Source organism: Kitasatospora sp. NPDC034035, from assembly GCF_055575755.1.
The window spans coordinates 1-21,439 of the sequence record NZ_JBVISA010000015.1 but is presented as its reverse complement, the minus strand read 5'-3'; the positions used below and the strand labels follow the sequence as shown (position 1 = coordinate 21,439).

General features: G+C 73.4%; 20 protein-coding genes and 1 pseudogene. 7 read left to right on the top strand and 14 right to left on the bottom strand.

The window, feature by feature from the left end; genetic code table 11:
* Positions 1-100 precede the first annotated feature (100 nt).
* From uvrB to zapE, 3 genes are read right to left on the bottom strand one after another with little or no spacing between them, the layout of a single operon-like run.
* Positions 101-2,191: an excinuclease ABC subunit UvrB gene (gene uvrB, locus ACZ52J_RS21795; protein WP_360506108.1), complete on the bottom strand. Its 2,091-nt coding sequence runs from the start codon at positions 2,189-2,191 to the stop codon at positions 101-103.
* Between the two features lie 44 nt (positions 2,192-2,235).
* Positions 2,236-2,712, bottom strand: a complete 477-nt coding sequence (locus ACZ52J_RS21790; RefSeq protein ID WP_465620925.1) for a hypothetical protein — start codon at positions 2,710-2,712, stop codon at positions 2,236-2,238.
* Positions 2,709-3,782 (bottom strand): cell division protein ZapE, encoded by a 1,074-nt coding sequence (gene zapE / locus ACZ52J_RS21785; protein ID WP_360506225.1) that lies wholly within the window; start codon positions 3,780-3,782, stop codon positions 2,709-2,711. Before zapE ends, ACZ52J_RS21790 begins: the two co-directional genes overlap by 4 nt.
* Positions 3,783-3,895: 113 nt before the next feature.
* Between zapE and ACZ52J_RS21780 the strand changes: the two genes are divergently transcribed.
* The 4 genes from ACZ52J_RS21780 (at position 3,896) to msrB (ending at position 7,226) form a co-directional block, all read left to right on the top strand.
* Entirely contained in the window at positions 3,896-4,666 is a 771-nt protein-coding gene (locus tag ACZ52J_RS21780) for a pyrimidine reductase family protein (protein ID WP_360506113.1), read from the top strand.
* 73 nt (positions 4,667-4,739) lie between these two features.
* A complete protein-coding gene (locus ACZ52J_RS21775; protein ID WP_360506116.1) occupies positions 4,740-5,201 on the top strand; it encodes an indole-3-glycerol phosphate synthase in 462 nt (153 codons plus the stop codon).
* A gap of 203 nt (positions 5,202-5,404) precedes the next feature.
* The gene (murC, locus tag ACZ52J_RS21770; RefSeq protein ID WP_465621173.1) at positions 5,405-6,793 is read left to right on the top strand and encodes a UDP-N-acetylmuramate--L-alanine ligase; all 1,389 of its coding nucleotides are present in this window, start codon (positions 5,405-5,407) and stop codon (positions 6,791-6,793) included.
* Positions 6,794-6,821: 28 nt separating this feature from the next.
* Positions 6,822-7,226 (top strand): peptide-methionine (R)-S-oxide reductase MsrB, encoded by a 405-nt coding sequence (gene msrB, locus ACZ52J_RS21765; RefSeq protein WP_465620923.1) that lies wholly within the window; start codon positions 6,822-6,824, stop codon positions 7,224-7,226.
* A gap of 108 nt (positions 7,227-7,334) precedes the next feature.
* On the opposite strand, the gene ACZ52J_RS21760 is transcribed toward msrB, so the two are convergent.
* From ACZ52J_RS21760 to ACZ52J_RS21725, 8 genes are all read right to left on the bottom strand, one after another.
* Positions 7,335-8,528: a cytochrome P450 gene (locus ACZ52J_RS21760; RefSeq protein WP_360506121.1), complete on the bottom strand. Its 1,194-nt coding sequence runs from the start codon at positions 8,526-8,528 to the stop codon at positions 7,335-7,337.
* Entirely contained in the window at positions 8,525-9,085 is a 561-nt protein-coding gene (locus tag ACZ52J_RS21755; RefSeq protein ID WP_465621171.1) for a GTP-binding protein, read from the bottom strand. Before ACZ52J_RS21755 ends, ACZ52J_RS21760 begins: the two co-directional genes overlap by 4 nt.
* Positions 9,086-9,200: 115 nt before the next feature.
* The gene (locus ACZ52J_RS21750) at positions 9,201-9,554 is read right to left on the bottom strand and encodes a DUF742 domain-containing protein (protein WP_360506124.1); all 354 of its coding nucleotides are present in this window, start codon (positions 9,552-9,554) and stop codon (positions 9,201-9,203) included.
* Positions 9,551-9,982 carry a roadblock/LC7 domain-containing protein gene (locus tag ACZ52J_RS21745; protein WP_465620920.1) on the bottom strand — a complete coding sequence of 144 codons (432 nt, stop codon included), beginning with the start codon at positions 9,980-9,982 and terminating at the stop codon, positions 9,551-9,553. Before ACZ52J_RS21745 ends, ACZ52J_RS21750 begins: the two co-directional genes overlap by 4 nt.
* Positions 9,979-11,946 (bottom strand): ATP-binding protein, encoded by a 1,968-nt coding sequence (locus tag ACZ52J_RS21740; RefSeq protein ID WP_465620918.1) that lies wholly within the window; start codon positions 11,944-11,946, stop codon positions 9,979-9,981. The genes ACZ52J_RS21745 and ACZ52J_RS21740 overlap by 4 nt, the downstream gene beginning before the upstream one ends.
* 68 nt (positions 11,947-12,014) lie before the next feature.
* On the bottom strand, positions 12,015-13,028 hold the full coding sequence (locus ACZ52J_RS21735; RefSeq protein WP_360506132.1) for an MBL fold metallo-hydrolase: 1,014 nt from the start codon (positions 13,026-13,028) through the stop codon (positions 12,015-12,017).
* A gap of 121 nt (positions 13,029-13,149) precedes the next feature.
* Complete coding sequence (locus tag ACZ52J_RS21730; RefSeq protein WP_360506135.1) at positions 13,150-13,953, bottom strand: hypothetical protein; 804 nt, start codon at positions 13,951-13,953, stop codon at positions 13,150-13,152.
* A gap of 115 nt (positions 13,954-14,068) precedes the next feature.
* Positions 14,069-15,007, bottom strand: coding sequence for a GNAT family N-acetyltransferase (locus tag ACZ52J_RS21725; protein ID WP_465620915.1), 939 nt, complete (start codon positions 15,005-15,007; stop codon positions 14,069-14,071).
* A gap of 269 nt (positions 15,008-15,276) precedes the next feature.
* Here ACZ52J_RS21725 and ACZ52J_RS21720 point away from each other — a divergent pair, with 269 nt between their 5' ends.
* The 3 genes from ACZ52J_RS21720 (at position 15,277) to ACZ52J_RS21710 (ending at position 18,619) form a co-directional block, all read left to right on the top strand.
* On the top strand, positions 15,277-16,617 hold the full coding sequence (locus ACZ52J_RS21720; protein WP_465620913.1) for an MbnB/TglH/ChrH family RiPP precursor modification enzyme: 1,341 nt from the start codon (positions 15,277-15,279) through the stop codon (positions 16,615-16,617).
* A 30-nt stretch (positions 16,618-16,647) separates the two neighbouring features.
* Positions 16,648-17,691 (top strand): TIGR04222 domain-containing membrane protein, encoded by a 1,044-nt coding sequence (locus ACZ52J_RS21715; RefSeq protein WP_465620911.1) that lies wholly within the window; start codon positions 16,648-16,650, stop codon positions 17,689-17,691.
* 145 nt (positions 17,692-17,836) lie between these two features.
* Complete coding sequence (locus tag ACZ52J_RS21710; RefSeq protein WP_360506145.1) at positions 17,837-18,619, top strand: TIGR04222 domain-containing membrane protein; 783 nt, start codon at positions 17,837-17,839, stop codon at positions 18,617-18,619.
* A 115-nt stretch (positions 18,620-18,734) separates the two neighbouring features.
* Here ACZ52J_RS21710 and hemQ read toward each other — a convergent pair whose 3' ends face one another.
* From hemQ to ACZ52J_RS21695, 3 genes and pseudogenes are all read right to left on the bottom strand, one after another.
* Positions 18,735-19,460, bottom strand: coding sequence for a hydrogen peroxide-dependent heme synthase (gene hemQ / locus ACZ52J_RS21705; protein ID WP_465620909.1), 726 nt, complete (start codon positions 19,458-19,460; stop codon positions 18,735-18,737).
* Positions 19,457-20,887 (bottom strand): protoporphyrinogen oxidase, encoded by a 1,431-nt coding sequence (gene hemG / locus ACZ52J_RS21700; RefSeq protein WP_465620908.1) that lies wholly within the window; start codon positions 20,885-20,887, stop codon positions 19,457-19,459. The genes hemQ and hemG overlap by 4 nt, the downstream gene beginning before the upstream one ends.
* Before the next feature lie 34 nt (positions 20,888-20,921).
* Positions 20,922-21,347: pseudogene (locus ACZ52J_RS21695) on the bottom strand (Uma2 family endonuclease); the annotation flags it as partial.
* Positions 21,348-21,439 lie beyond the last annotated feature (92 nt).

Here is a 21,439-nt window from a genome sequence, read left to right as displayed (position 1 = left end):
CTGCGGCGCCCCCGTCTCCTCAGGGTTTCCCCGTTTGTGGCAAGGCTGAGACACCTCGGAGCTTGACCGGTGTCATTCCGGCCAAGCCCCGACCGTCCCGTCAGGCCACGCCGGCCTCGCGCATCTGCCGCAGTTCCTTCTTCAGTTCCTTGACCTCGTCGCGGAGCCGGGCCGCGACCTCGAACTGCAGGTCGGCGGCGGCCGTGTGCATCCGGTCGGTCATCTCCTGGATCAGGTCCGCGAGTTCGGCGGCCGGCAGGGACTTGGCGGGCTTGCGGTCCGCGCCCAGCGACGGCACCGGGGCCTTGCCCTTCCCCTGGTTCCGGTACCCGGTGGACAGCAGCTCGTCGGTGTCCACGTCCTCGCGGGCGAGGGTGTCCAGGATGTCGCCGATCTTCTTCCGCAGCGGCTGCGGGTCGATCCCGTGCTTCTTGTTGTAGGCCTGCTGCACCTCCCGGCGGCGGTTGGTCTCGTCGATCGCCTTCTCCATCGACGGCGTGATCCGGTCCGCGTACATGTGGACCTGGCCGGAGACGTTGCGGGCGGCACGGCCGATCGTCTGGATCAGCGAGGTGCCGGAGCGCAGGAAGCCCTCCTTGTCCGCGTCCAGGATCGCCACCAGCGACACCTCGGGCAGGTCCAGGCCCTCGCGCAGCAGGTTGATGCCGACCAGCACGTCGAACCGGCCCGCCCGCAGCTCGCGCAGCAGCTCCACCCGGCGCAGGGTGTCCACGTCGCTGTGCAGGTACCGGACCCGGATGTCCAGGCCGAGCATGTAGTCGGTGAGGTCCTCGGCCATCTTCTTGGTCAGCGTGGTGACCAGCACGCGCTCGTCCCGCTCGACCCGCGTGCGGACCTCGTGCACCAGGTCGTCGATCTGGCCCTCGGTGGGCTTGACGATCACCTCGGGGTCGATCAGGCCGGTCGGGCGGATGATCTGCTCGACCTGGCCGTCGCCGCGCGACAGCTCGTACGGGCCCGGCGTCGCCGACAGGTACACCGTCTGGCCGATCCGGCCCAGGAACTCCTCCCACTTCAGCGGGCGGTTGTCCATCGCGGACGGCAGCCGGAAGCCGTGCTCGACCAGCGTGCGCTTGCGCGAGGCGTCGCCCTCGTACATCGCGCCGATCTGCGGGACGGTGACGTGCGACTCGTCGATGACCAGGAGGAAGTCCTCCGGGAAGTAGTCGAGCAGGGTGTTCGGCGGGGAGCCGGGCTCGCGGCCGTCGAAGTGCATCGAGTAGTTCTCGACGCCCGAGCAGGTGCCGATCTGGCGCAGCATCTCGATGTCGTAGGTGGTGCGCATCCGCAGCCGCTGGGCCTCCAGCAGCTTGCCCTGCTTCTCCAGCCTGGCGAGCGTCCCCTCCAGCTCCTTCTCGATGCCGGTGATCGCGCGCTCCATGCGCTCGGGGCCGGCCACGTAGTGCGAGGCGGGGAAGACGTAGACCGACTCGTCCTGGCTGATGATCTCGCCGGTGAGGGGGTGCAGGGTGTAGAGCGCCTCGATCTCGTCGCCGAACATCTCGATCCGGACGGCGAGCTCCTCGTAGACCGGGAAGATCTCGATGGTGTCGCCGCGCACCCGGAAGGTGCCGCGGGAGAAGGCGACGTCGTTGCGGGCGTACTGGATGTCCACGAAGCGGCGCAGCAGGACGTCACGGTCGATCTCCTGGCCGACCTTGAGCGGCACCATCCGGTCCACGTACTCCTGCGGTGTGCCGAGGCCGTAGATGCAGGAGACGGACGCGACCACGATCACGTCCCGGCGGGTGAGCAGCGAGTTGGTCGCCGAGTGGCGCAGCCGCTCGACCTCCTCGTTGATCGAGGAGTCCTTCTCGATGTAGGTGTCCGTCTGCGGGACGTACGCCTCGGGCTGGTAGTAGTCGTAGTACGAGACGAAGTACTCGACCGCGTTGTTCGGCAGCAGCTCGCGGAACTCGTTCGCCAGCTGCGCGGCCAGCGTCTTGTTCGGCGCCATCACCAGGGTGGGCCGCTGCAGCTTCTCGATCATCCAGGCCGTGGTGGCCGACTTGCCGGTACCGGTGGCACCGAGCAGCACGACGTCCTTCTCCCCTCCCCTGATCCGCCGCTCCAGCTCGGCGATCGCCGCCGGCTGGTCGCCGTTCGGCTGGAAGGGGCTGACGACCTCGAAGGGCGCCACGGACCGCTCAATACTCGTGATGGGACGCACGAGTCCACCGTACGACCCGCCACTGACAAGCGGGACCGCTTCGCTCAGCCCCGGCCGCAGAACACGCAGGCCGGGTACCAGGCGAGCGGGGTGAGGACCCGGTGGCGGACGCAGCAGGCGGCGGTGACCTCGGCCGGGCCGGCCGCGGCTCCGGAGGCCGGCACGGCGGTGGGGCGGGTGTCCTCGACCATCCGGCGGAGGGTGCGCAGGTGGCCCTCGGTGTACGGGGGGTGGTAGCCGAGCTCGTCCCAGCGGTGCCGGGTGAGGGCCAGGTCGACGACGGCGAGGGCGAAGGCGCGGCCCTGTTCCGGGTCGGGGCCCCAGTCGAGGTCCTCCAGGCGCAGTCCCACCGTGCCGCGGCCCATCAGGTGCTGGTCCTGGCGGGCGAGCTCGGCGGCGAAGCCGTACTCCCAGCCCTGGCGGGCCAGGGCGGTGACCGCGAGCATCAGGACCTCGACCAGCACCTCGGTGGCGCCGTTGCGCAGGTCGAGCTCGTGGCCCCCGCCCTCGAAGAGGTTCACCCCCGGGTCAGCTGCTCGCTGTCGTTCAGCTTCTCGCTGTCGCGGGCGAGGGCGACCAGGCGGGAGACGGCGCGCAGGTACTTCTTGCGGTAGCCGCCGCGGAGCAGTTCCTCGGGGAAGACCTGGTCGAAGGGGATCCCGGAAGCGGTGATGGGCAGTTCGCGGTCGTACATGCGGTCGGCCAGGACGACCAGGCGCAGGGCGGTGGACTGGTCGTCGACCCGGTGCACGCCGCGCAGGCAGACGGCGGTGACGTCGTCCAGCAGCGCGCCGTAGCGGCTGGGGTGGACGGCGGAGAGGTGGGCGAGCAGGGCGTCGAAGCCGTCCAGGGAGGCGCCGGGGGTGCGGGCGGCGGTGGCCTCGACGGCCTCGTCGGAGTACGGCGGCGGGGCGTCGGGCAGGCCGCGGTGGCGGTAGTCCTGGCCGTCGATCCGCAGCGGGCGGAAGTGCGCGGACAGGCCCTGGATCTCGCGCAGGAAGTCGGCGGCGGCGAAGCGGCCCTCGCCAAGCTTCTCCGGCAGGGTGTTCGAGGTGGCGCACAGCTTGACGCCGTTGTCGACCAGGCGGCCGAGCAGGGTGGAGACCAGCACGGTGTCGCCCGGGTCGTCGAGCTCGAACTCGTCGATGCAGAGCAGCGTGTGCCCGGAGAGGGTCCGGACGGCCTGCTGGAAGCCGAGCGCGCCGACCAGGTTGGTCAGCTCGACGAAGGTGCCGAAGGCCTTGGGGCCGGGCGCGGCGTGCCACAGCGAGGCGAGCAGGTGGGTCTTGCCGACGCCGTAGCCGCCGTCGAGGTAGACCCCGGCCGGGCCGGTGGGCGCGGGGGCGGAGCGGCGGAACCAGCTGCGCTTGGGCGCGGAACCGTTTCCTCCCGCGAGGGTGGCCGCGAACTGCTCCAGGACCTGGACGGCCTCGTACTGGCTCGGCTGGCTCTGGTCCGGGATGTACGACCCGAAGCTCACGCCGGCGAACCGGGGCGGCGGAACCATCTCGGCGACCAGCCGCTCGGCGGGCACGACGGGGCGGCGGTCGGTGAGCGCGATCGGGGAGCCGGCCGCGCTCGCGGTGGCTATGGACTCGGTCGCGGTGTCGGGGCGGGAGGCTGCGGGCACGGTAGTAGAGGGTACGCCTGGTCCCGGCCGCCTCCGAACCGCCCGGGGACGGCCTGCGGTGGAACACTGAGGACATGCAACAGTTGATCAGCCCGCTGGGTCGGCCGGTCGCCGATCCGGCCGCTCTGGAGTCGCTCGCCGCCGTGTACGCGTACCCCGAACAGGTGAATCGGGGTCGCCCCTGGCTGCGCGCCAACATGGTGGCCGGCCTGGACGGCGGGGCACGGCTCGACGGCCTGTCCGAGGGGCTCTCCGGCGACGCCGACAAGCGGATCTTCGGGGTGCTGCGGGCGCTGTCGGACGTGGTGCTGGTGGGCGCGGAGACGGTCCGCGCCGAGGGCTACCGGCCGGCCCGGGCCCGCAAGGAGTTCGCGGCGGCCCGGACCGCGGCGGGGCAGGCGCCGGCCCCGGTGATCGCGGTCGTGACCCGCTCGCTGCAGCTGGACCTGACCGCGCCACTGTTCACGGAACCGCTGGTCAGAACGGTGGTGATCACCACCGAGGACGCCTCCGCGGAGCGTCGCCGGGCGGTCGCCGAGGTGGCCGACCTGGTGCTCGCCGGCACCGGTTCGGTGGACCTGCGGGCGGGCGTCGCGGCGCTGGCCGAGCGGGGCTGGACCCGGCTGCTGGCCGAGGGCGGCCCGCGCCTGCTGGGGCAGCTCGCGGCGGCGGACCTGGTGGACGAACTGTGCCTGTCGCTGGCCCCGCTGCTCACCGGCGGCGACGCGCCGCGCATCCTCCACGATGCGGAAATGCCTGACGTGCAGCGGATGCGGCTGGTCTCATTGATCGAGCAGAAAGGATTCCTCTTCACCCGTTACCTGCGTCACCTGGGTTCGGAATGACCCCGTGACCCCCCGATCGTGATCCCGTTATGCGATGCCGGGGCCCGGGGGCCGGCCACTGGAAGGGACTCACGTGTTCAAGACGGTACTGATGATCGAAAAGGCTCTCTCCGCCGCGGACGTGGAGCTCGTCACCACGCTCCACAGCGACGAGAAGGTCTCCTTCGTCGTCCTGATGCAGCCGCGCGGCAAGCAGGACGAACTGCTGCGGGCGCTGGACGACGTCGCCCTCGGCCACCTCGACAAGGTGGTGCGCGAGCACGACGAGTCCGAGAGCGGGCCCACCGTGGCCACCGAGTCGCTGGAGCACAGCCTGCGCCACCTGCGCTCGGCCGGAGCCGAGGCGGTGGGCGAGCTGGTCGAGGAGAAACCCCTGGAACGGCTGCGCGCGGTCGTCGAGGCGCACCGGGCGGACGAGGTGGTGGTGCTCACCTCCCCGCACTTCGTGGAGGAGTTCTTCCACCGCGACTGGGCCTCCCAGGCCCGGCACAAGGTGGGGGTGCCGGTGCTGAGGCTGTTCGCCAGCGACTCCTGACTCCGCGCGCCGGTGGTGCAGAATCGTCCTTGCGGTCCGCCCGCGAGGACGGTTCCGGCGCCTGTGACGTCCGCGACGTTTCCGACGTTTCCGATGTTTCCGACGTCGGTGACGTGGGTGACGTCGATACGCACCGACCCGTCCGCTTGACCTGTCTGCCCCCGCCCGTACGGAGCCACGCCTTGAACGACGCCGCGCACGACCTGCACGCCCCGCACTTCATCGGCATCGGCGGCGCCGGGATGTCCGGCCTGGCGAAGATCCTCGCAGTGCGCGGTGCCAGCGTCTCCGGCAGCGACTCCAAGGAGTCCGAGACCGTCCTCGCGCTGCGCGCCCTCGGTGCCACCGTGCACGTCGGCCACGCCGCCGAGCACGTGCCGGACGGCACCAGCAGCGTGGTCGTCTCCAGCGCGATCCGCACCGACAACCCGGAGCTGGCCGCCGCCCGCGAGCGCGGCATCCCGGTGGTGCACCGCTCCGACGCGCTGGCCGCGCTGATGGGCGGCCGCCGCGCGCTCGCGGTGGCCGGCACCCACGGCAAGACCACCACCACCAGCATGCTCGCCGTCGCCCTCGGCGAGCTGGGCGTCGACCCGTCCTACGCGATCGGCGGCGACCTCGACGCGCCCGGCTCCAACGCCCACCACGGCACCGGCGAGATCTTCGTCGCCGAGGCCGACGAGAGCGACCGCAGCTTCCACAAGTACGCGCCCGAGGTGGCGATCGTGCTCAACGTGGAGCTGGACCACCACGCCAACTACGCCTCGATCGACGAGATCTACGAGTCCTTCGAGACCTTCGTCGGCCGGATCGTCCCCGGCGGCACCCTGGTGGTCTCGGCCGACCACGACGGCGCCCGCGAGCTGACCTCCCGGGTGGCCGGCCGCGAGGGCCTGAACGTGGTCACCGTCGGCGCCGCCGAGGACGCCGACGTCCGGGTCCTCTCGGTGGTCGCCCACGGCATGACCAGCGAGGTCACCGTCGTCCTGGACGGCACCGAGCTGACCTTCACCGTCTCGGTGCCCGGCCGCCACTACGCCCACAACGCCGTCGCCGCGCTCGCCGCCGGCGTCGCGCTGGGCGTCCCGGCCGCCGACCTGGCCAAGGCGCTCGGCGCCTACACCGGCGTGCGCCGCCGCCTGCAGCTCAAGGGCGAGGCCGCCGGCGTCCAGGTGATCGACTCCTACGCCCACCACCCCACCGAGATGGCCGCCGACCTGGAGGCGATCCGCGAGGGCCTGGACGGCGCGGGCCGGGTGCTGGTGGTCTTCCAGCCGCACCTGTTCAGCCGCACCCAGCAGCTCGCCGAGGAGATGGGCCAGGCCCTGGCGCTGGCCGACGCCTCCGTGGTGCTGGACATCTACCCGGCCCGCGAGGACCCGATCCCGGGCGTGACCAGCGAGCTGATCATCGACGCGGCCCACCGGGCCGGCGCCGAGGTGACCGCCGAGCACTCCTTCGCCGCCGCCCCCGCCCTGCTGGCCGGCCTCGCCCGCCCCGGCGACCTGCTGCTCACCATGGGCGCGGGCGACGTCACCAACCTCGGGCCGGAAATTCTGGAGCAGCTCGCGAACGTTGCTTCCAACGTCTGACGTACGTCCACCGCGACCGGGAGCCGTGATGAGCTACGAGATCGAGAAGTCCGAGGCCGAGTGGCGCGCCCAGCTCAGCCCGGAGGAGTACCACGTGCTCCGCGAGGCGGGCACCGAGCGCCCGTTCGCCGGTGAGTACACCGACACCAAGACGGTCGGCGTGTACGGCTGCCGGGCCTGCGGCGCGGAGCTGTTCAGCTCCGAGACCAAGTTCGACAGCCACTGCGGCTGGCCGTCGTACTACGCGCCGCTGGCGGAGGACCGGGTCCAGTACATCGAGGACACCACGCTCGGCATGCGCCGGGTCGAGGTGCGGTGCGCGCGCTGCGGCGGGCACCTTGGGCACGTCTTCGACGGCGAGGGCTACGGCACGCCGACGGACCAGCGGTACTGCATCAACAGCATCTCGCTGACGCTCAGGCCCGCCGAGTAGGACGGGCGGCAGGAGGCCCGGACACCGCACGGTGTCCGGGCCTCCGTGCTGTCCGGGTCCGTGCCGTCCCGGCTTTCGTGCCGTCCCGGCTTTCGTGCCGTCCGGGCGCTACCCCGCCGTCGGCTCGAAGCGGACCGGGAGGTGCACCAGGGCGCGGTGGAACGGGCCCGGGCGCCAAAGCAACTCCTCGGCCGGGGTGGCCAGTTCGAGGTCGCTGAGGCGGCTGCCCAGCTGCTCGATCGCGGTGATCGCGATCAGCAGGGCCGGATCGCGGGCCGGGCAGGCGTGCGGGCCGGCCGCCCAGGCCAGGTGGGCGCTCTCACCGCTGCGCAGTTCGCCGCCGTCGGTGGGCGGCGCGGCCTGGGAGTTGGCGGCCGCGTAGGAGACCAGCAGGAGGGTGCCGGCCTTGATCTCGCGGCCGTGGAAGACGATGTCGTAGCGCGGGTAGTGGGCCGAGAGGTTGGCCAGCGGCGGTTCGTGCCAGAGCACCTCGTCGATCGCCTGGTAGGCGGTCATCGCGCCGCCGAACAGCGAGCCGGCGTAGCGGGCGTCGGTGAGCAGGCGCAGCAGGGCGTTGCCGATCAGGTTGGTGGTCGGCTCGTGCCCGGCGATCATGGTCAGGCTGATCTGCCGGATCGCCTCGTCGTCGTCCAGCCCGACCGGGTGGGTGACGAACCAGGAGGTGAGGTCGTGCCGGGGGCGTTCGCGGCGCTCGGCGACCATGGCGGTGACCACCGCGAGGAGCTTCCCGTACGCGGCGCCGGCCTGCGCGGTGGACTCGATCAGTCCGGTGATCGCGGCGACCACCTCGGCGTGCTGCTCCTCGGGCACCCCGAACCAGGTGGTGAGCACGAAGGCGGGCAGCTGGCGGGCGTACTCGGCGATCAGGTCGGCGCGGCCGACCGCGGCGAAGCGGTCGATCAGCCGGTGGGCGGTCTCGGCGACCTGGCGCTGCAGCCGGTGCGGTTCGAACAGCGCGAGGGCGTCGGTGATCGCCGCGCGGTAGCGCGCGTGCGTCTCGCCGTCGGTGAACAGGGCGGTCGGGCGGTAGCCGAGGACCGGCAGCAGCGGGGAGTCCGGCGGGACGGTCTGCTGCCAGGCGCGGGAGTCCTTGGAGAAGGTGTCGGAGTCGCGCAGCAGGTCCAGGGCGGCCTGGTAGTCGGTGACCAGCAGGGCCTCCACGCCGGGCGCGATCTCCACCGGGGCGACCGGGCCGTGCCGGCGCAGCCGCTCGTACACGAGTTGGGGGTCGGCGGCGAAGACCGGGCCGTGGATCGGGGTCGGGCGGGTCTCGACGGTCACGGGCGCTCCTGGGAGGCGGTGGAGGCGGCTGGCAGGGCCTCGAGCACGTGCTCGGCCAGCGCGATCAGCGCGTCCAGGCTGGCCTCGCGCTCGCGGGCGTCGCAGAGCAGCAGCGGGGTGGCGGGGTGCAGGTCCAGGTGGGCGCGGAGCACCGCGACCGGGTGGACCGGCGCGTCCGGGAAGCAGTTGACGGCGACGGCGTACGGCAGGCCCTGCTCCTCGACCATGTCCATGATCTCGAAGGAGTCGGACAGCCGACGGGTGTCGGCGAGCACCAGGGCGCCCAGGGCGCCGCGGGCGATGTCCTGCCAGAGCGGGAAGAAGCGGCGCTGGCCGGGGGTGCCGAACATGTAGAGCACGACGTTGCCGGGCAGGGTGAGCCGGCCGAAGTCCACGGCGACGGTGGTGGTGGTCTTCTCGGGCAGGCCGGCCAGGTCGTCCACCGGCCGTCCGGTCTCCGTCATCGCCTCCTCGGTGTGCAGGGTGGCGATCTCGGAGAGGGTGCGGATGAGGGTGGTCTTGCCGACCCCGAACGGGCCGGCGACCACCAGCTTCATCAGCGTCTGGTCCCGGTCGGGCAGGTAGCCCACCCCGGCCGGCCGACCGGCCGGCTGCCCGACCGGGTCACCGACGGCCCGGCCTACGGGGTCACCGGCCCAATCACCGGCCCGGTCACCGGAGCGCACGGAGTCCAACGAGGAGCCTCTCGACGATGGAGCGGTCGGTCTGCTGGGCGCGCGGGATCGGCGCGCGGGCGTGCAGACAGCCCGCCGCGACCAGATCGGCCGCGAGGAAGACGGTGGCGCTGACCGGCAGGCGCAGGTGCGCGGCGGCCTCCACCACGGTCAGCGCGCCGGGGCGCAGCAGTTCCCAGAGCCGGCGGTGTTCGGGTTCGAGCCCGGTCGGCGGGTCGGCACGGTCGGCGAACAGGACGGTGAGCCGCTCGAAGCCCTCGGTGCCGGGACGGCTGCGGCCGCCGGTGGCCAGGTAGGCGGGCACCATCCGCCTGCGGGGGGCGGCGGTCATGACCGGGCGGTGTCGTCCTGCCGCCGGGGCGGGCTCGCGAGCGCGCGGCCCAGGGCGGCGACCTGCACCTGCATCTGGTATGACACGTTGCCGAGTTGAGCGTCCGGGGCGGTGAACACGGCGAGCGAGGTGTTCTCCCCGGCCGGGACGACGATGGCGTAGCCGAGGTCGGACTCCACCACGGTCTGGGCCAGTCGCGGCCGCTCGGTGTCGGTGAACGCGGTGGTGAACGCGCGGGCGGCGGCGTGCACCGTGGCGGTCATCGCGGCGACCCGCTCGGCGGAGGCCCGCCCCAGGCCGCCCGAGGCGCCTTCGACCAGGCCGTCCCCGGTGGCGATGACCGCGTGCAGCACACCCGGCAGCTCCAGCAGCGGGGTCAGCACCCACGAGATCTCGTCGGTGGCGGTCGGGCTCGGCGAGCTGCTCACTGCTCGGCTCCTTCTAAGGTCGTCGGGCCGGTGGTGTGGTCACCGGTGGGGCGGGCGGCGACGGGGTCGCCGGGGGTGGCGGGGTTGCCGGCGGTGCTCGTGCTGTCCTCGGTCGGCGCGCTCTCGCGGGCGGCGCTCTCACGGGCGGCACGCTCCCCTGCGGCGCTCTCGCGGGCGGCCTGCGCCACGGCGGCGCGGCCGGAGTCGGTGCCCTGCTGCAGCGCCTGCCAGTGGGCGGCGGCCTGCTCGGGGGACCGGCCGGGGGCGGCGGTGGCGGTGGCGGTGGCGGTGGGCGTACCGGCCTCCTCGGCGGCCAGCGGACGGCGGCGGCGCCGGGTGGGCAGGCCGGTGCCGTCATCGGCCGGAGAGTCCGGAGAAGTCGGGAACTCCGGAGCGGCCGGAGAGTCCGGAGAAGTCGGGAACTCCGGAGCGGCCGGAGAGCCCTGGGAGGCCGGAGAGCCCTGGGAGGCCCCGGAGTCCGCAGCCGGCGCGTCCGCAGCCGGGCCGGCCACCGGGCCGTTCGCGCCCGGGTCGGGTACCACGTGGATGGCCGGTGCCGGGTGCGGCCCGGGCTGGTGGTGGCGGTCGGCGAGCTGCGGGCCGTCCTGCTCGTCGGCGGCGCGCATCGGCGGGACGGCGGCGACGGTGGGCGCGGGGGCGGGCCCGGCGCCGGCCCGCAGCGGCAGCGGGGTGAGCACCGACAGCGGCCGCCCGTCGTCGACGACGGTCACCAGCCCGGCCGGGATGCGCAGGATGGTCCGCATGCCGCCGTACGGCGAGGGCTCGATGTGGCAGGAGAAGCCGTACTGGCGGGCCAGTTTGCCGATCACCGCGAAGCCGGTCTTGGGCGGGTTGCCGAGTTCGGTGAGCAGGAGGTCCGGCGGGCCGGCGAGCAGTCGGCGGGCGCGGTGCAGCTGGTCCTCGTCCATGCCGATGCCGCTGTCGTCGATGATCACCAGCGCGCCGCGGCCGACCTGCTGGACGGTGACCGGGACGTCGGTCTCCGGGTGGGAGTAGGCGGTGGCGTTGGCGAGCAGTTCGGCGATGGTGACGGCGATCGGCTCGGCGGCCCGGGCGACCACCGCGAGCCGGTGCTCCCGCAGGTGGTTGGCGACCTTGATCCGGCCGTAGCCGGGCACCCGGGAGAGCGCGCCGACGACGACCTCGGCGAGCGGCGAGTCGGTGCGGGCCAGGCCCGGCCAGGCCTCGCAGAGCACGCCGACGGTCTGGATCCGGCGCAGCGCGATCTCGTTGCGGAAGTCGACCTCCAGCAGCCGGGGGTCGTCGTTGTCGTGCTGGAGGTGCTGGACCAGGCTCTGGATCTGGTAGAGCAGGGTCTGGATCCGGGAGGTGGCGCCGCGCATGGCGGCGCGGGCGGCGGCGTCCACCCGTTCGCGCTCGTCGGCGAGGGCGGCGGCGGTGGCGTCCAGGACGGACTGCAGGGCCCGGACGGCCTCCGGGCCGGCGGCCTGCGGGTCCAGCGGGCCGACCAGCGGGGCGTTGGCGTGGGTGAGCCGTACGGCGGTGGCGGCGACCCGTTCGCGGGCGAGGTGGCCGATCTCGGCGAGCAGCGCGGCGGCGCGGGCCTCGGCGGCGGCGCGGCGGTGGTCGGCCTCCTCGGCGCGGGTGGTCGCGGCGGCGCCCTGCTGGGCGGCGTCCCGGACGGCTTCCTGCGCTTCCCGGGCCGTGTCCTGCGCCTCGTGGACGGCGTCCTCGGCGGCGCGGGTGCGGCCCTCCGCCCGCCGGGCCTCCTCGGTGGCGCGCCGGGCGGTGTCCTGCGCCTCGCGCAGTTGCTGCTCGGCGCGGGCGAGCCGGCCCTCGGCGACGCGGGCGCGCTCCTCGGCCCGGGTGAGCGCGGTCTCGGCGGCCGCCGCGCGGGCGACGGCCCCGGCCCGGCCGCGGGCGAGCACGGCCGCGGCCACGGCGGCGACCAGCGCCAGGGCGATCAGCGCGATCTGCGTCATCGGAGTCCTCGGGGGTGCTTGCGGGTCGGGCCGGACGGGGCGGGGCCGGACTTGGGCGGGCGGGGGGCTCAGCCCCGGTCGGAGCGCGGGCGCGAGATCCGGGCGACGGCGTCCTCGGCCAGCTCCCGGGCGACCAGGGCGACCTGTCCCATGGCGTCCAGCGCGCCCGGCGCCGCCGAGCCGTCCAGGTGCCGGTACTCGGCCGCGACGGTGAGCACCAGCCGCTCGGGCAGGCCGAGTTCGGGGTGGCGCTGCTCGGCGATCACCCGCCGGGCGGCGTCCAGCGCGGGTATGCCGGCGGCGTGCAGGGTGTGGGCGCGCTCGCGGACGTACGCGAGGTAGCCGATGTGCTCCCGGACGCCCTCGCGGTCGAGCACCGGGCCGTGGCCGGGGACGAAGATCTCCGCGCCGGTGGCCAGGGCCTGCTCGCAGGCGCCGACGATGTTCTCCAGTGGGCCGGCCCAGTGCGAGGGGTGGTCGCCGGGCTGCTCGGGCGTCGAGGCGAAGATCACGTCGCCGGTGAACACCGCGCGCTGGTGCGGGAGGTGGACCATCAGGTCGCCGCCGGTGTGGGCGGCGGGCAGGCTGGTGATCTGCACGGGGTAGCGGCCGACCCGCAGCTCCAGCTCGCCGGTGAAGACGGTGTCCGGGTGCACCGGGTCGGTGCCGGACCAGTCGAACCGCCCGAAGTGCTCCCTGAGGTAGCCGCCGAGCAGGGAGTCCGGGTCGCTGTTGGTGACGAGGGCGTGCTGCTGCTGCGGGGTGGGCTCCCAGTGGATGTGCTCCAGCGCCTCGCGGGTGGCGATCACCTCGGCGTCCGGTAGCACCCCGGCGCCCCACAGGTGGTCGCCGTTGGCGTGGGTGACGACCACCCGGTCGACCTCGACCCCGGCCGGCAGCAGCCGGCGGCTCGCGGCGAGGAACTCCCCGGCCATCGAGGGGTCGTAGGGGGTGTCGATCCAGAGCGCGGTCGTCTCGGAGGCCAGCAGGCCGCAGTTGGCCAGGCCCCAGCCCCGCTTCGGGGGGAGCCACACGTACAGGTCCTCGGCAATCGCGCTCACGTTCGCACGGTTGATCGTCATGTGCGCGATTATGCCCATGATGCGCCAGGAGTGGGGCAAAACCTGTACGTCCACCAGGAGTTCATGACCCGGTCTCGCCCGTGCTGTCCGGATTCGCACCACGTGGTCGAGACCAATTATCTCACTGTTCGGGACGACTGACGGGCACCTCGCCCCGGAAGCCCGACGGGACCTCCGACCGGGGCGCGGGCAGGACGCGGCAGACCTCGACCGTGACGTCCACGGTGTCCAGCCCGATCACCCGGCCCTCCACCGCGACGAATCCTTTCTCCCCCGAGCGGAAGAGCGCCGCCAGCGGGGAGGTCCGGCTCGCCGTGGTCAGCGCCTCCACCGCCATCGCCGAGCCGAACGCGAACACCCCGCAGAGCACCACGCAGGGCGCGTGCCGGGGCGTGCGGGTCACGAAGATGAAGCCGTGGTCGCGGATCAGCTCCCCGGTCGGGTTGAACAGCGCCTCGAAGGTCATTCCGCCCCACCGGGCGCGGGCCGCCTCCGGGTACTCGATCGCGAAGTCGGGGAACACCGCGTCCAGCACGCCGCCGGAGTAGGCGTTGACGCTCGGGCCACCGATCGAGAAGGTCGGCATCCGCGGGTCCTGCGCGCCCGCCACCACCAGCTCGATCGTCGCCTTCCGGTTGACCTTGCGCAGCAGGTCGGTGAGTTCCGCTATGGCCCTCGCCTCGGCCATCGGCATGAACAGCACGTTCTTAGGCCCGCGGCTGGTCAGCTGGCAGCCGTCCGTGGTGAAGGCGAACTCCGCGACCTCGATGCTCGGCGTGATGATCTGCACCCGGCTGTACGGCGCCAGCAGCGCCCGCAGGAAGCCGTAGCGCAGGAACAGTCTGGTCCGGGCGAGGGAGTGGGCCGCGAGGAAGCCGATCACGGCCGGAACCGATGCGACCAACACCTGGAGCAGAAGGTCCATATCATCCCCTCGGAGGAAGACTCGACCACGAACTGTGTGCCCTGGTTAAGTCCCCGCCCGTGGCCGAAATACCCCCTCGCGGCAATTCCGAGCGTCAGAATCACCGCACCGAGGGTCACTTCAGGCGCTTGATGCCCTTGCGCTCCCCCGCGCAGCGCTCGTACCCGAGCCATGCGTTGATCGCGAGCATCGGCGCGTTGGTCTCGTCGTTGGAGGTGTACGCGCGCCGGTAGCCCGCCGCGGCCGCCAGGCGCAGCGACTCCAGCTTGGCCAGCTTGACCAGGCCGCGCCCGCGGAAGGCCCGGCGGCTGGCGCTGAACGCGGACCAGTAGCGGTCCACGCCGTCGGTCTGCGCCATGGTGAACGCGGCCGGTTCGCCGTCCATCACGGCGACGACGGTCAGCGCCCGGTCCAGGTCCGGTCGGGCCCAGAAGCTGCGCAGCCAGTCCTCGTACTCCAGGGCGTCCATCGGCACCTCGCCGGGCTCGTCCCGGAGGGCGTCCGCATCGACCAGGAACAGCGGGCGCGGGTCGTCCGCCCAGTCGGTGGCCGGGCGCAGCTCGACGCCGGCCGGCCGTACGGGCGCCTGCGGCAGCGGCAGCGCCAGGTCCCGCCCGCCGAACTGGGCCGCGCGCCCGATCTCGTAGCCCCGGGCTGCGCCGAAGGCCAGCGAGGCGGGCTCGTCGTCCAGCCAGGTGTGCAGTTCGGTCACCCCGTGCTCGGCCAGGTGCCGTTCGGCCGCGGCCAGCAGCGCGGTGGCCGCGCCGCGCCGCCGGAACTCCGGCAGCACACTGCCGTTGGCGTACCCGACGCCGGCGGCCGTCGTCCCGAGCACCAGCGCGCAGCGCACCGCGCCGACCACCCGGCCGTCGCACTCGGCGACGAAGGTGCGGAAGTGCTCGTCGGGGTTGGGCTGGTCGTTCAGCCAGAGCAGGGCCTCGGCGGACATCACCAGGTGCTCGCGCCCGGCCCGGTGGGCGGCCGCCACCGCATCGGCGTCTTCGGGGCGGAATTCACGGATGGTCAGGGAAGTCGAAGAAGTCAAAGAAATCATGGGTTCCCACGCTAGCCGGGCACGCCCCCGCACCGCCTCCGATTTACCGCCGGAACGGCGCCTCACCTGCGGGGACGGCCTCGGCCGGGGATCGAAGTCCATTATCATCAGAACGGCAAGCTCAAATAATGCTCTGAGAAGACCGGGTGAGGCTTGGCAGCCACCCCGCTCGGGGACATCCTCAGCAACAACGGCCGCGTGGTCCTGCCGACGACGCCCGCACCACCCGACGGCCCTTCCCACCCCGGCCCTCAGAAGGGGGCGAACCGATGACTTCCCCTGCCCTGGCCCTGCCCGTACGGACCACCGGCGACCCCTCCGCCCCCACCCGCCTGGGCGTCGGCCTCGGCTGGCGCGGCGAGATCGACACCGTGGTCGAGCGCCAACCCGGCCTGGACTGGGTCGAGGTGGTCGCCGAGAACATCTGCGCCGACCACCTGCCCCACTCGCTGACGGTGCTGCGCGAACGCGGCGTCACCGTCGTCCCGCACGGCGTCGGCCTCGGCCTCGGCGGCGCCGACCTGCCCGATCCCGGCCGCCTCGCCCAACTCGCCGACACCGCCCTGGCACTCGGCTCCCCGCTGGTCACCGAGCACCTGGCCTTCGTCCGGGCCGGCGGCCTGGAGGCCGGCCACCTGCTGCCCGTACCCCGGACCCGGGACTCGCTGCGGGTGATCGCCGAGAACGTCCGGATCGCCCAGGACCAGCTCCCGGTGCCGCTCGCCCTGGAGAACATAGCCGCCCAGCTCGCCTGGCCGGACGACGAGTTCACCGAGGGTCAGTTCCTCGCCGAGCTGGTCGAGCGCACCGGCGTCCGGCTGCTGATCGACGTCGCCAACCTGCACACCAACCGGGTCAACCTCGGCGTCGACCCGGCCGCAGAACTCGACCGCCTGCCGCTGGAGGCGCTCGCCTACGTCCACGTCGCGGGCGGCACCCTGGTCGACGGGATCTGGCACGACACGCACGCCCACCCCGTCACCGAACCCGTGCTGGAGGTGCTGGCCGAGCTCTGCGCCCGGATCGCACCGCCCGGCGTCCTGCTGGAGCGGGACGCCAACTTCCCGCCGCCCAGCGAGCTGGCCGGTGAACTGGACGCCATCCGCCGGGTGCTGGAGGGGAGCACCCGGCGGATGGGCAACCTCACCACGGCCACCGGCCCCACCGGGGCGACCGATCCGACCACGACGGCCGGCCCGACCGCGCCCCGGGACGCCACCGCCGCCCGGGAGCGCCTGGCCCGGCGCCAGGAGGAGCTGCTGGCCGCCCTGGTGGCCGGCGGGCCCGTCCCGCCCGGCTTCGACCCGGCCCAGGTCGGCGCCCAGGCCACCGGCCTCGCCGCCAAGCGGCGCGACACCACCGCCAAGGTGGCCCCGGAGCTGCCCCGCCTGCTCGGGGAGCAGTACGGGCCGCTCTTCCTCCGCTACGCCCGCACCCACCCGCAGAACGGCGGCTACCGCGCCGACGCCCGGGCCTTCGCCCAGTGGGTGCTCACCGACGGCGGCCAGCCCGCCACCGACCACCGCCGGGCCCTGGAGCAGTGGCTCCACCCGGCACCCGTACGGCCGTCCGGCCCGCTCGCGCGTCTGCGCCGGGCCCTGCACGGCTAGCGACCCATCGTCATTCCGGGGGAACCGCCCATGTGGCACGACAGTTACTTCATCATCCCGGCCGCCCTGCTGGTGGCCGCCGCCCTGTACGCCGCCCACACCCGGCAGCGGATCGGCCACGTCCCGTACGCCAAGGGCCTGCCCGGCCGCGGTCTGCCGCTGCTCGACACCGCGTTCCTGTCCGGCGGACCGGGCCGGGTCTTCGACACCGCCCTCGTCCGGATGCACCTGGGCGAACAGGTCGTGATCAGCCGCTCCGGCCTGGTCACGCTCACCGGCGGCAAGCCGTACGACGCCGTCGACCAGGCGATCCAGGAGGCCGCCGGGCCCACCGGCAGCCGTGAACTCGCCCCGCTGCGCCGCATGGTGATGCGCTCCGCGGCCGTCCAGGAGATCGGCGACCGGCTCGCCGACCGCGGGTTGATGCGCCGCCCCGAACGGATGCACCGGGCCCGGACCGCCCGTCGGCTGCTCTGGCTCGCGATGCTCGTCGTCGTGGCCTTCGCCGTGGCCTCCGAGCTGATCGACGGCGTCTACGGGCCTGTCCACCCCAACCTCTGGATCCCGGGCTTCCTGCTGTTCGCGGGCGCCGTCTCGCTACTCGCCACGAGGCCGGTCAAGGGCCGGATCACCCCGGCCGGGACGCGCCAGCTGACCCTGATGGACGGCTCGCCGTGGACGCCCAGCTCCGGTGTGTCGCCCAAGCTGGTGGGCGGCGCGCTGCTGGGCGCGCTCGCGCTGGGCGGGCTGGCCGCCGCCGGGCTGGAGAACCAGGAGCTGGAGGCCGCGATGCTGGCCGCGACAGCCGAGGAGGAGGCGATGCGGCAGGCTTCCGCGAGCTCGTCCTGGTTCGCCTCGTCGTCCTCGTCCTCCTCCTCGTGTTCGTCGTCCTCCACCTCGTGCTCCTCGAGCTCCTGGTGTGGTTCCTCCGGCTCCGGGTCGTCCAGCTGCGGCTCGTCCAGCTGCAGCTCCGGCTCCAGCAGCTGCGGGTCGTCGTCCAGCTGCGGCTCCTCGTCCTCCAGCTGCGGATCCAGCTGCGGCTCGAGCTGCGGCGGCGGCTGCGGCGGCTCCTGACGCCCGCCCGGCCCGCGCCGAGGGGAAATCGCACGGTTTCGGCTCGTCGTACCGTCGCGGTTCGTCCCACGGCCGACGTCACAGTTCGGTATCGCGGACCGGGAAGGCGTTCCCCGCACCATCGGGCCAGGCATAGAACAAGGCCATGTGGTTGCTGTTCCTGATACCGGCCTGTGTCGCGGCGGTGCTCTCCTGCCTCCGGCTGGTCCGAATGACCGCCACCGCCGACGCCCTGGCCGAACAGGACGGGCTGCGCCCACCGGAAGCCGTCGGCATCGGGCTCTACGAGACCGCCTACCTGGCCGGCGGCCCGGACCGGGTGGTCGAACTGGCCCTCGTCCTGATGGCCGGCCGGGGCCGGCTGCACCTGGCGCACACCGGCTGGACCACCGTGGTCGACCCCAGGGGCCGCAGCCGCCTGGAACGGGCCGTCATCGCCACCGTCGGCCCCGAGGGCCAGTGCCGCACGGACGAGCTGCGCCGGGCGATGGCCGAGCACCCCACCGTGCTGGAGATCGGCGCCCGGCTCTCGCTGGCCGGCCTGGCCACCCCGGCCCTGGTGCAGCGCAACACCGTCGTGGTGGTCCGGCAGGTCCGGCACGCGCTGCTGCTGTCGCTGCTCCTGCTGGCCGTCTCGCTGGCCGTCAGCGGCTTCACCGGCGGTGACACCCTCGCCCCGCTCGCCTGGTTCTCGCTGCCGCTGGTGCTCACCTCGGGCACCCTGCTGATGGCCCGGGTCGACGTCTACCCCTACACCCGCTGGGCCTCCCCGATCGGCCAGGAGGTGCTGCGCGAGGTCCGCCCGGCCCGCCAGCGCGGCCTCGCCGACGACGAGGAGCGCGAACTGCTCACCGCCGTCGCCATGAACGGCCCGGCCGTCCTCCCCGACGCCCGCCTGCGCGCCGCCCTGCGCCCCCACCGCACCTGAGCCCGCCGCCCGGGCCCGCCCGGGCGTCACCACGGCGCGTCACAACGGGCGTCACAACGGCGGAGGCCGGTTCCCCGTACGTAGGGGAACCGGCCTCCGAAGGAACCGCGGTCGCTCAGACCAGGCCGTTCAGCAGCTCGCTGACCGGCTTGCGGCGGCCGGTGAAGAACGGCACCTCCTCGCGGACGTGCAGCCGGGCCCGGGACGGGCGCAGGTCGCGCATCAGGTCGACGATCCGGTGCAGCTCGTCCGCCTCGAAGGCGAGCAGCCACTCGTAGTCGCCGAGCGCGAACGAGGCGACCGTGTTGGCCCGCACGTCCGGGTAGCCGCGCGCCATCTTGCCGTGCTCGGCGAGCATCGCGCGCCGCTCCTCGTCCGGCAGCAGGTACCACTCGTAGGAGCGCACGAACGGGTACACGCAGACGTAGTCGCGCGCGCGCTCGTCGGCCAGGAAGGCCGGGATGTGCGACTTGTTGAACTCGGCCGGGCGGTGCAGCGCCATGTTCGACCAGACCGGCTCCAGGTGGCGGCCCAGGCCGGTGCGACGGAAGCGGTTGTACGCCTCCTGGAGGTCGTCCGAGTCCTCGGCGTGCCACCAGACCATGATGTCGGCGTCCGCGCGCAGAGCGGAGACGTCGTACGTGCCGCGCACGGTCACGTCCTTCGCGGCCAGCTGCTCGAACAGCTCGTCCACCTCGGCGGCCAGGGCGGCGCGGTCCTCGGGCAGGGCGCCCTTGAGCTTGAACACCGACCACATCGTGTAGCGGATGACCTGGTTCAGGTCGCGCGCCTTCTTCTTCTCGGGCCGCTGCTCCGGCTCCCGCTCAACGCTCTCAGTCATGCGCCCATTGTCCTCTCCGTGGAACCTTCCCCGGTCGCCGGGGTCAACAGTCTGTCGACGGCGGCCACCGCGGCGGCCGCCGATCCGATGCACGCCGGAATGCCCACCCCGTCGTACGCGGCGCCGCACAGCGCCAGCGCGCCCACCCGCTCGGCCGCCGCCCGGACCCTGGCCACCCGGTCCGGGTGACCCACCGGGTACTGCGGCAGGCCGGCCGTGAAGCGTGAGACGAAGGTGTCGTACGGCCGGGCGGTCAGCCCGATCGCCTCCCGCAGGTCCGCCAGCGAGCGGGCCACCAGCTCCTCGTCCGGCAGGCCCAGCGCCTCCTCCTCGCGGTGCCGGCCCAGCGAGGTGCGCAGCAGGAACGCGTCCGGCGCGGAGCGCTCCAGCCAGCCCCACTTGTTGGAGGAGAAGGTCGACGCCTTGATCCGCCGCCCGTCCACCGGCGGCACCAGGAACCCGCTGCCGCTGGGGAGTTCGGCCAGATCGGAACGCCGGAACGCCAGCGTCACCAGCGCCATGCCCGCGTACTCGACGGTGTCCAGCTCGACGGCGGCCGCCGGGGCGTCCGCGCGCAGCAGCCGGGCCGCGGCCGGGGCCGGGACCGCCAGCACCACGGCGTCCGCGTGCAGCACCTCGCCGCCGGTCACCACCCGCCAGCCGTCGGGGGTGCGGCGCAGCTCGTCCACCGGGGCGTCCGTGCGCAGGTCCACACCCGCCTTGACGCAGGCCGCGGCGACCGCCTCCGGCAGGGTGCCGAGGCCCCCGCGCAGACCGTTGAACACCGGGCTACCGACCACCTGCGGCCGGGACGCCAGCTCGTGCACCCCCTCGACCAGCGAACCACCGCCCCGGGCGATCGCCAGCAGCTGCGGTACGGCGGCGCGCAGCGAGATCTCGTCGGCGCGACCGGCGTAGACGCCGCCCAGCAGCGGCTCGACCAGCCGGTCCACCACCTCCCGGCCCAGCCGGTCGGCGACGTAGCGGCCGATCGCGACGTCCTCCCCCACCTCGGTCGGCTCCTCGTGCCGGGCCCGCTCCAGCCCCTCCGCGGTGAGCACCCCGGACGCCGCCAGCGCCTCCAGGTCGCCCGGCACCCCCATCACCTGCCCGCCCGGCAGCGGCCGCAGCGCCCCGCGCGTCCAGATCGCCGCCTTCGCGGTGGTCGGCGGCTCCAGCTCCTCCCCCAGCCCGACCGCCCGCGCCAGCTCCACCGCCTCCGGCCGCCGGGCCAGCACCGACTCGGCCCCGAGGTCCACCCGGACCCCGCCGACCTCCCCGCCCCACAGCTTCCCGCCGACCCGCCCCGACGCCTCCAGCACCGTCACCCGCGCCCGCGGCGCACCCCCGGCCGCTCCGCTCAGAAAAGCGGCCGCAGCCAGCCCCGCGATCCCACCACCGACGACGACGACCCGTGCATCCGACATGCCTCGCAGTCTCGCAGGTCCTTACACCGAACCCTCAATCCCCCGCTCGCTTCGACCGGGGCACAAGCCCAGCGAGATCGACGGCGACGGGGAACGGCACCGGCCGTTCCAGCGTGCCCCGGAAGATCCCGGCAGCCACGTACGTGGAGGTCGGGACGTCCAATTCATAGACGTGCACGACCGGCAAGCCGTCCTCCTCCTCGACGATCCAGTAGTGCGGGATACCCGCTTCGGCGTACTTGCGGACCTTTACAGTGCGGTCGCGATGGGCGGACTCAGGGGAGACGACCTCCACGACGAGCACCACGTCAGCGGGGGCGTACCAGGTCCGGTCCGGGTCGTACGCCGCGGTGGCTACCACCACGTCAGGCTCCGGCCGGTTGCGCGGGTCAAGCTTGATTGTCATCTCACGCTCGGCGACCGTTCCATCAGGAACCGAGTGCTCCAACACGGCGGTTAGGCCGTGTTTTAGAACGGGTGATCTCCGCGCCCTACTGCCGCAATGATCTTTGCTGTGGGGCGTGGGGATCTATGTGATGAGCAATGGGCCGT

Excerpts from the sequence above, each read along its gene's own strand:
- ACZ52J_RS21710 (WP_360506145.1), top strand. The coding sequence starts at position 17,837 with ATGTGGTTGCTGTTCCTGATACCGGCCTGTGTCGCGGCGGTGCTCTCC.
- ACZ52J_RS21750 (WP_360506124.1), bottom strand. The coding sequence starts at position 9,554 with ATGACCGCCGCCCCCCGCAGGCGGATGGTGCCCGCCTACCTGGCCACC.
- ACZ52J_RS21720 (WP_465620913.1), top strand. The coding sequence starts at position 15,277 with ATGACTTCCCCTGCCCTGGCCCTGCCCGTACGGACCACCGGCGACCCC.
- ACZ52J_RS21715 (WP_465620911.1), top strand. The coding sequence starts at position 16,648 with ATGTGGCACGACAGTTACTTCATCATCCCGGCCGCCCTGCTGGTGGCC.
- hemG (WP_465620908.1), bottom strand. The coding sequence starts at position 20,887 with ATGTCGGATGCACGGGTCGTCGTCGTCGGTGGTGGGATCGCGGGGCTG.
- ACZ52J_RS21740 (WP_465620918.1), bottom strand. The coding sequence starts at position 11,946 with ATGACGCAGATCGCGCTGATCGCCCTGGCGCTGGTCGCCGCCGTGGCC.
- ACZ52J_RS21735 (WP_360506132.1), bottom strand. The coding sequence starts at position 13,028 with ATGACGATCAACCGTGCGAACGTGAGCGCGATTGCCGAGGACCTGTAC.
- ACZ52J_RS21725 (WP_465620915.1), bottom strand. The coding sequence starts at position 15,007 with ATGATTTCTTTGACTTCTTCGACTTCCCTGACCATCCGTGAATTCCGC.
- ACZ52J_RS21780 (WP_360506113.1), top strand. The coding sequence starts at position 3,896 with ATGCAACAGTTGATCAGCCCGCTGGGTCGGCCGGTCGCCGATCCGGCC.
- ACZ52J_RS21755 (WP_465621171.1), bottom strand. The coding sequence starts at position 9,085 with ATGAAGCTGGTGGTCGCCGGCCCGTTCGGGGTCGGCAAGACCACCCTC.
- msrB (WP_465620923.1), top strand. The coding sequence starts at position 6,822 with ATGAGCTACGAGATCGAGAAGTCCGAGGCCGAGTGGCGCGCCCAGCTC.
- hemQ (WP_465620909.1), bottom strand. The coding sequence starts at position 19,460 with ATGACTGAGAGCGTTGAGCGGGAGCCGGAGCAGCGGCCCGAGAAGAAG.
- ACZ52J_RS21730 (WP_360506135.1), bottom strand. The coding sequence starts at position 13,953 with ATGGACCTTCTGCTCCAGGTGTTGGTCGCATCGGTTCCGGCCGTGATC.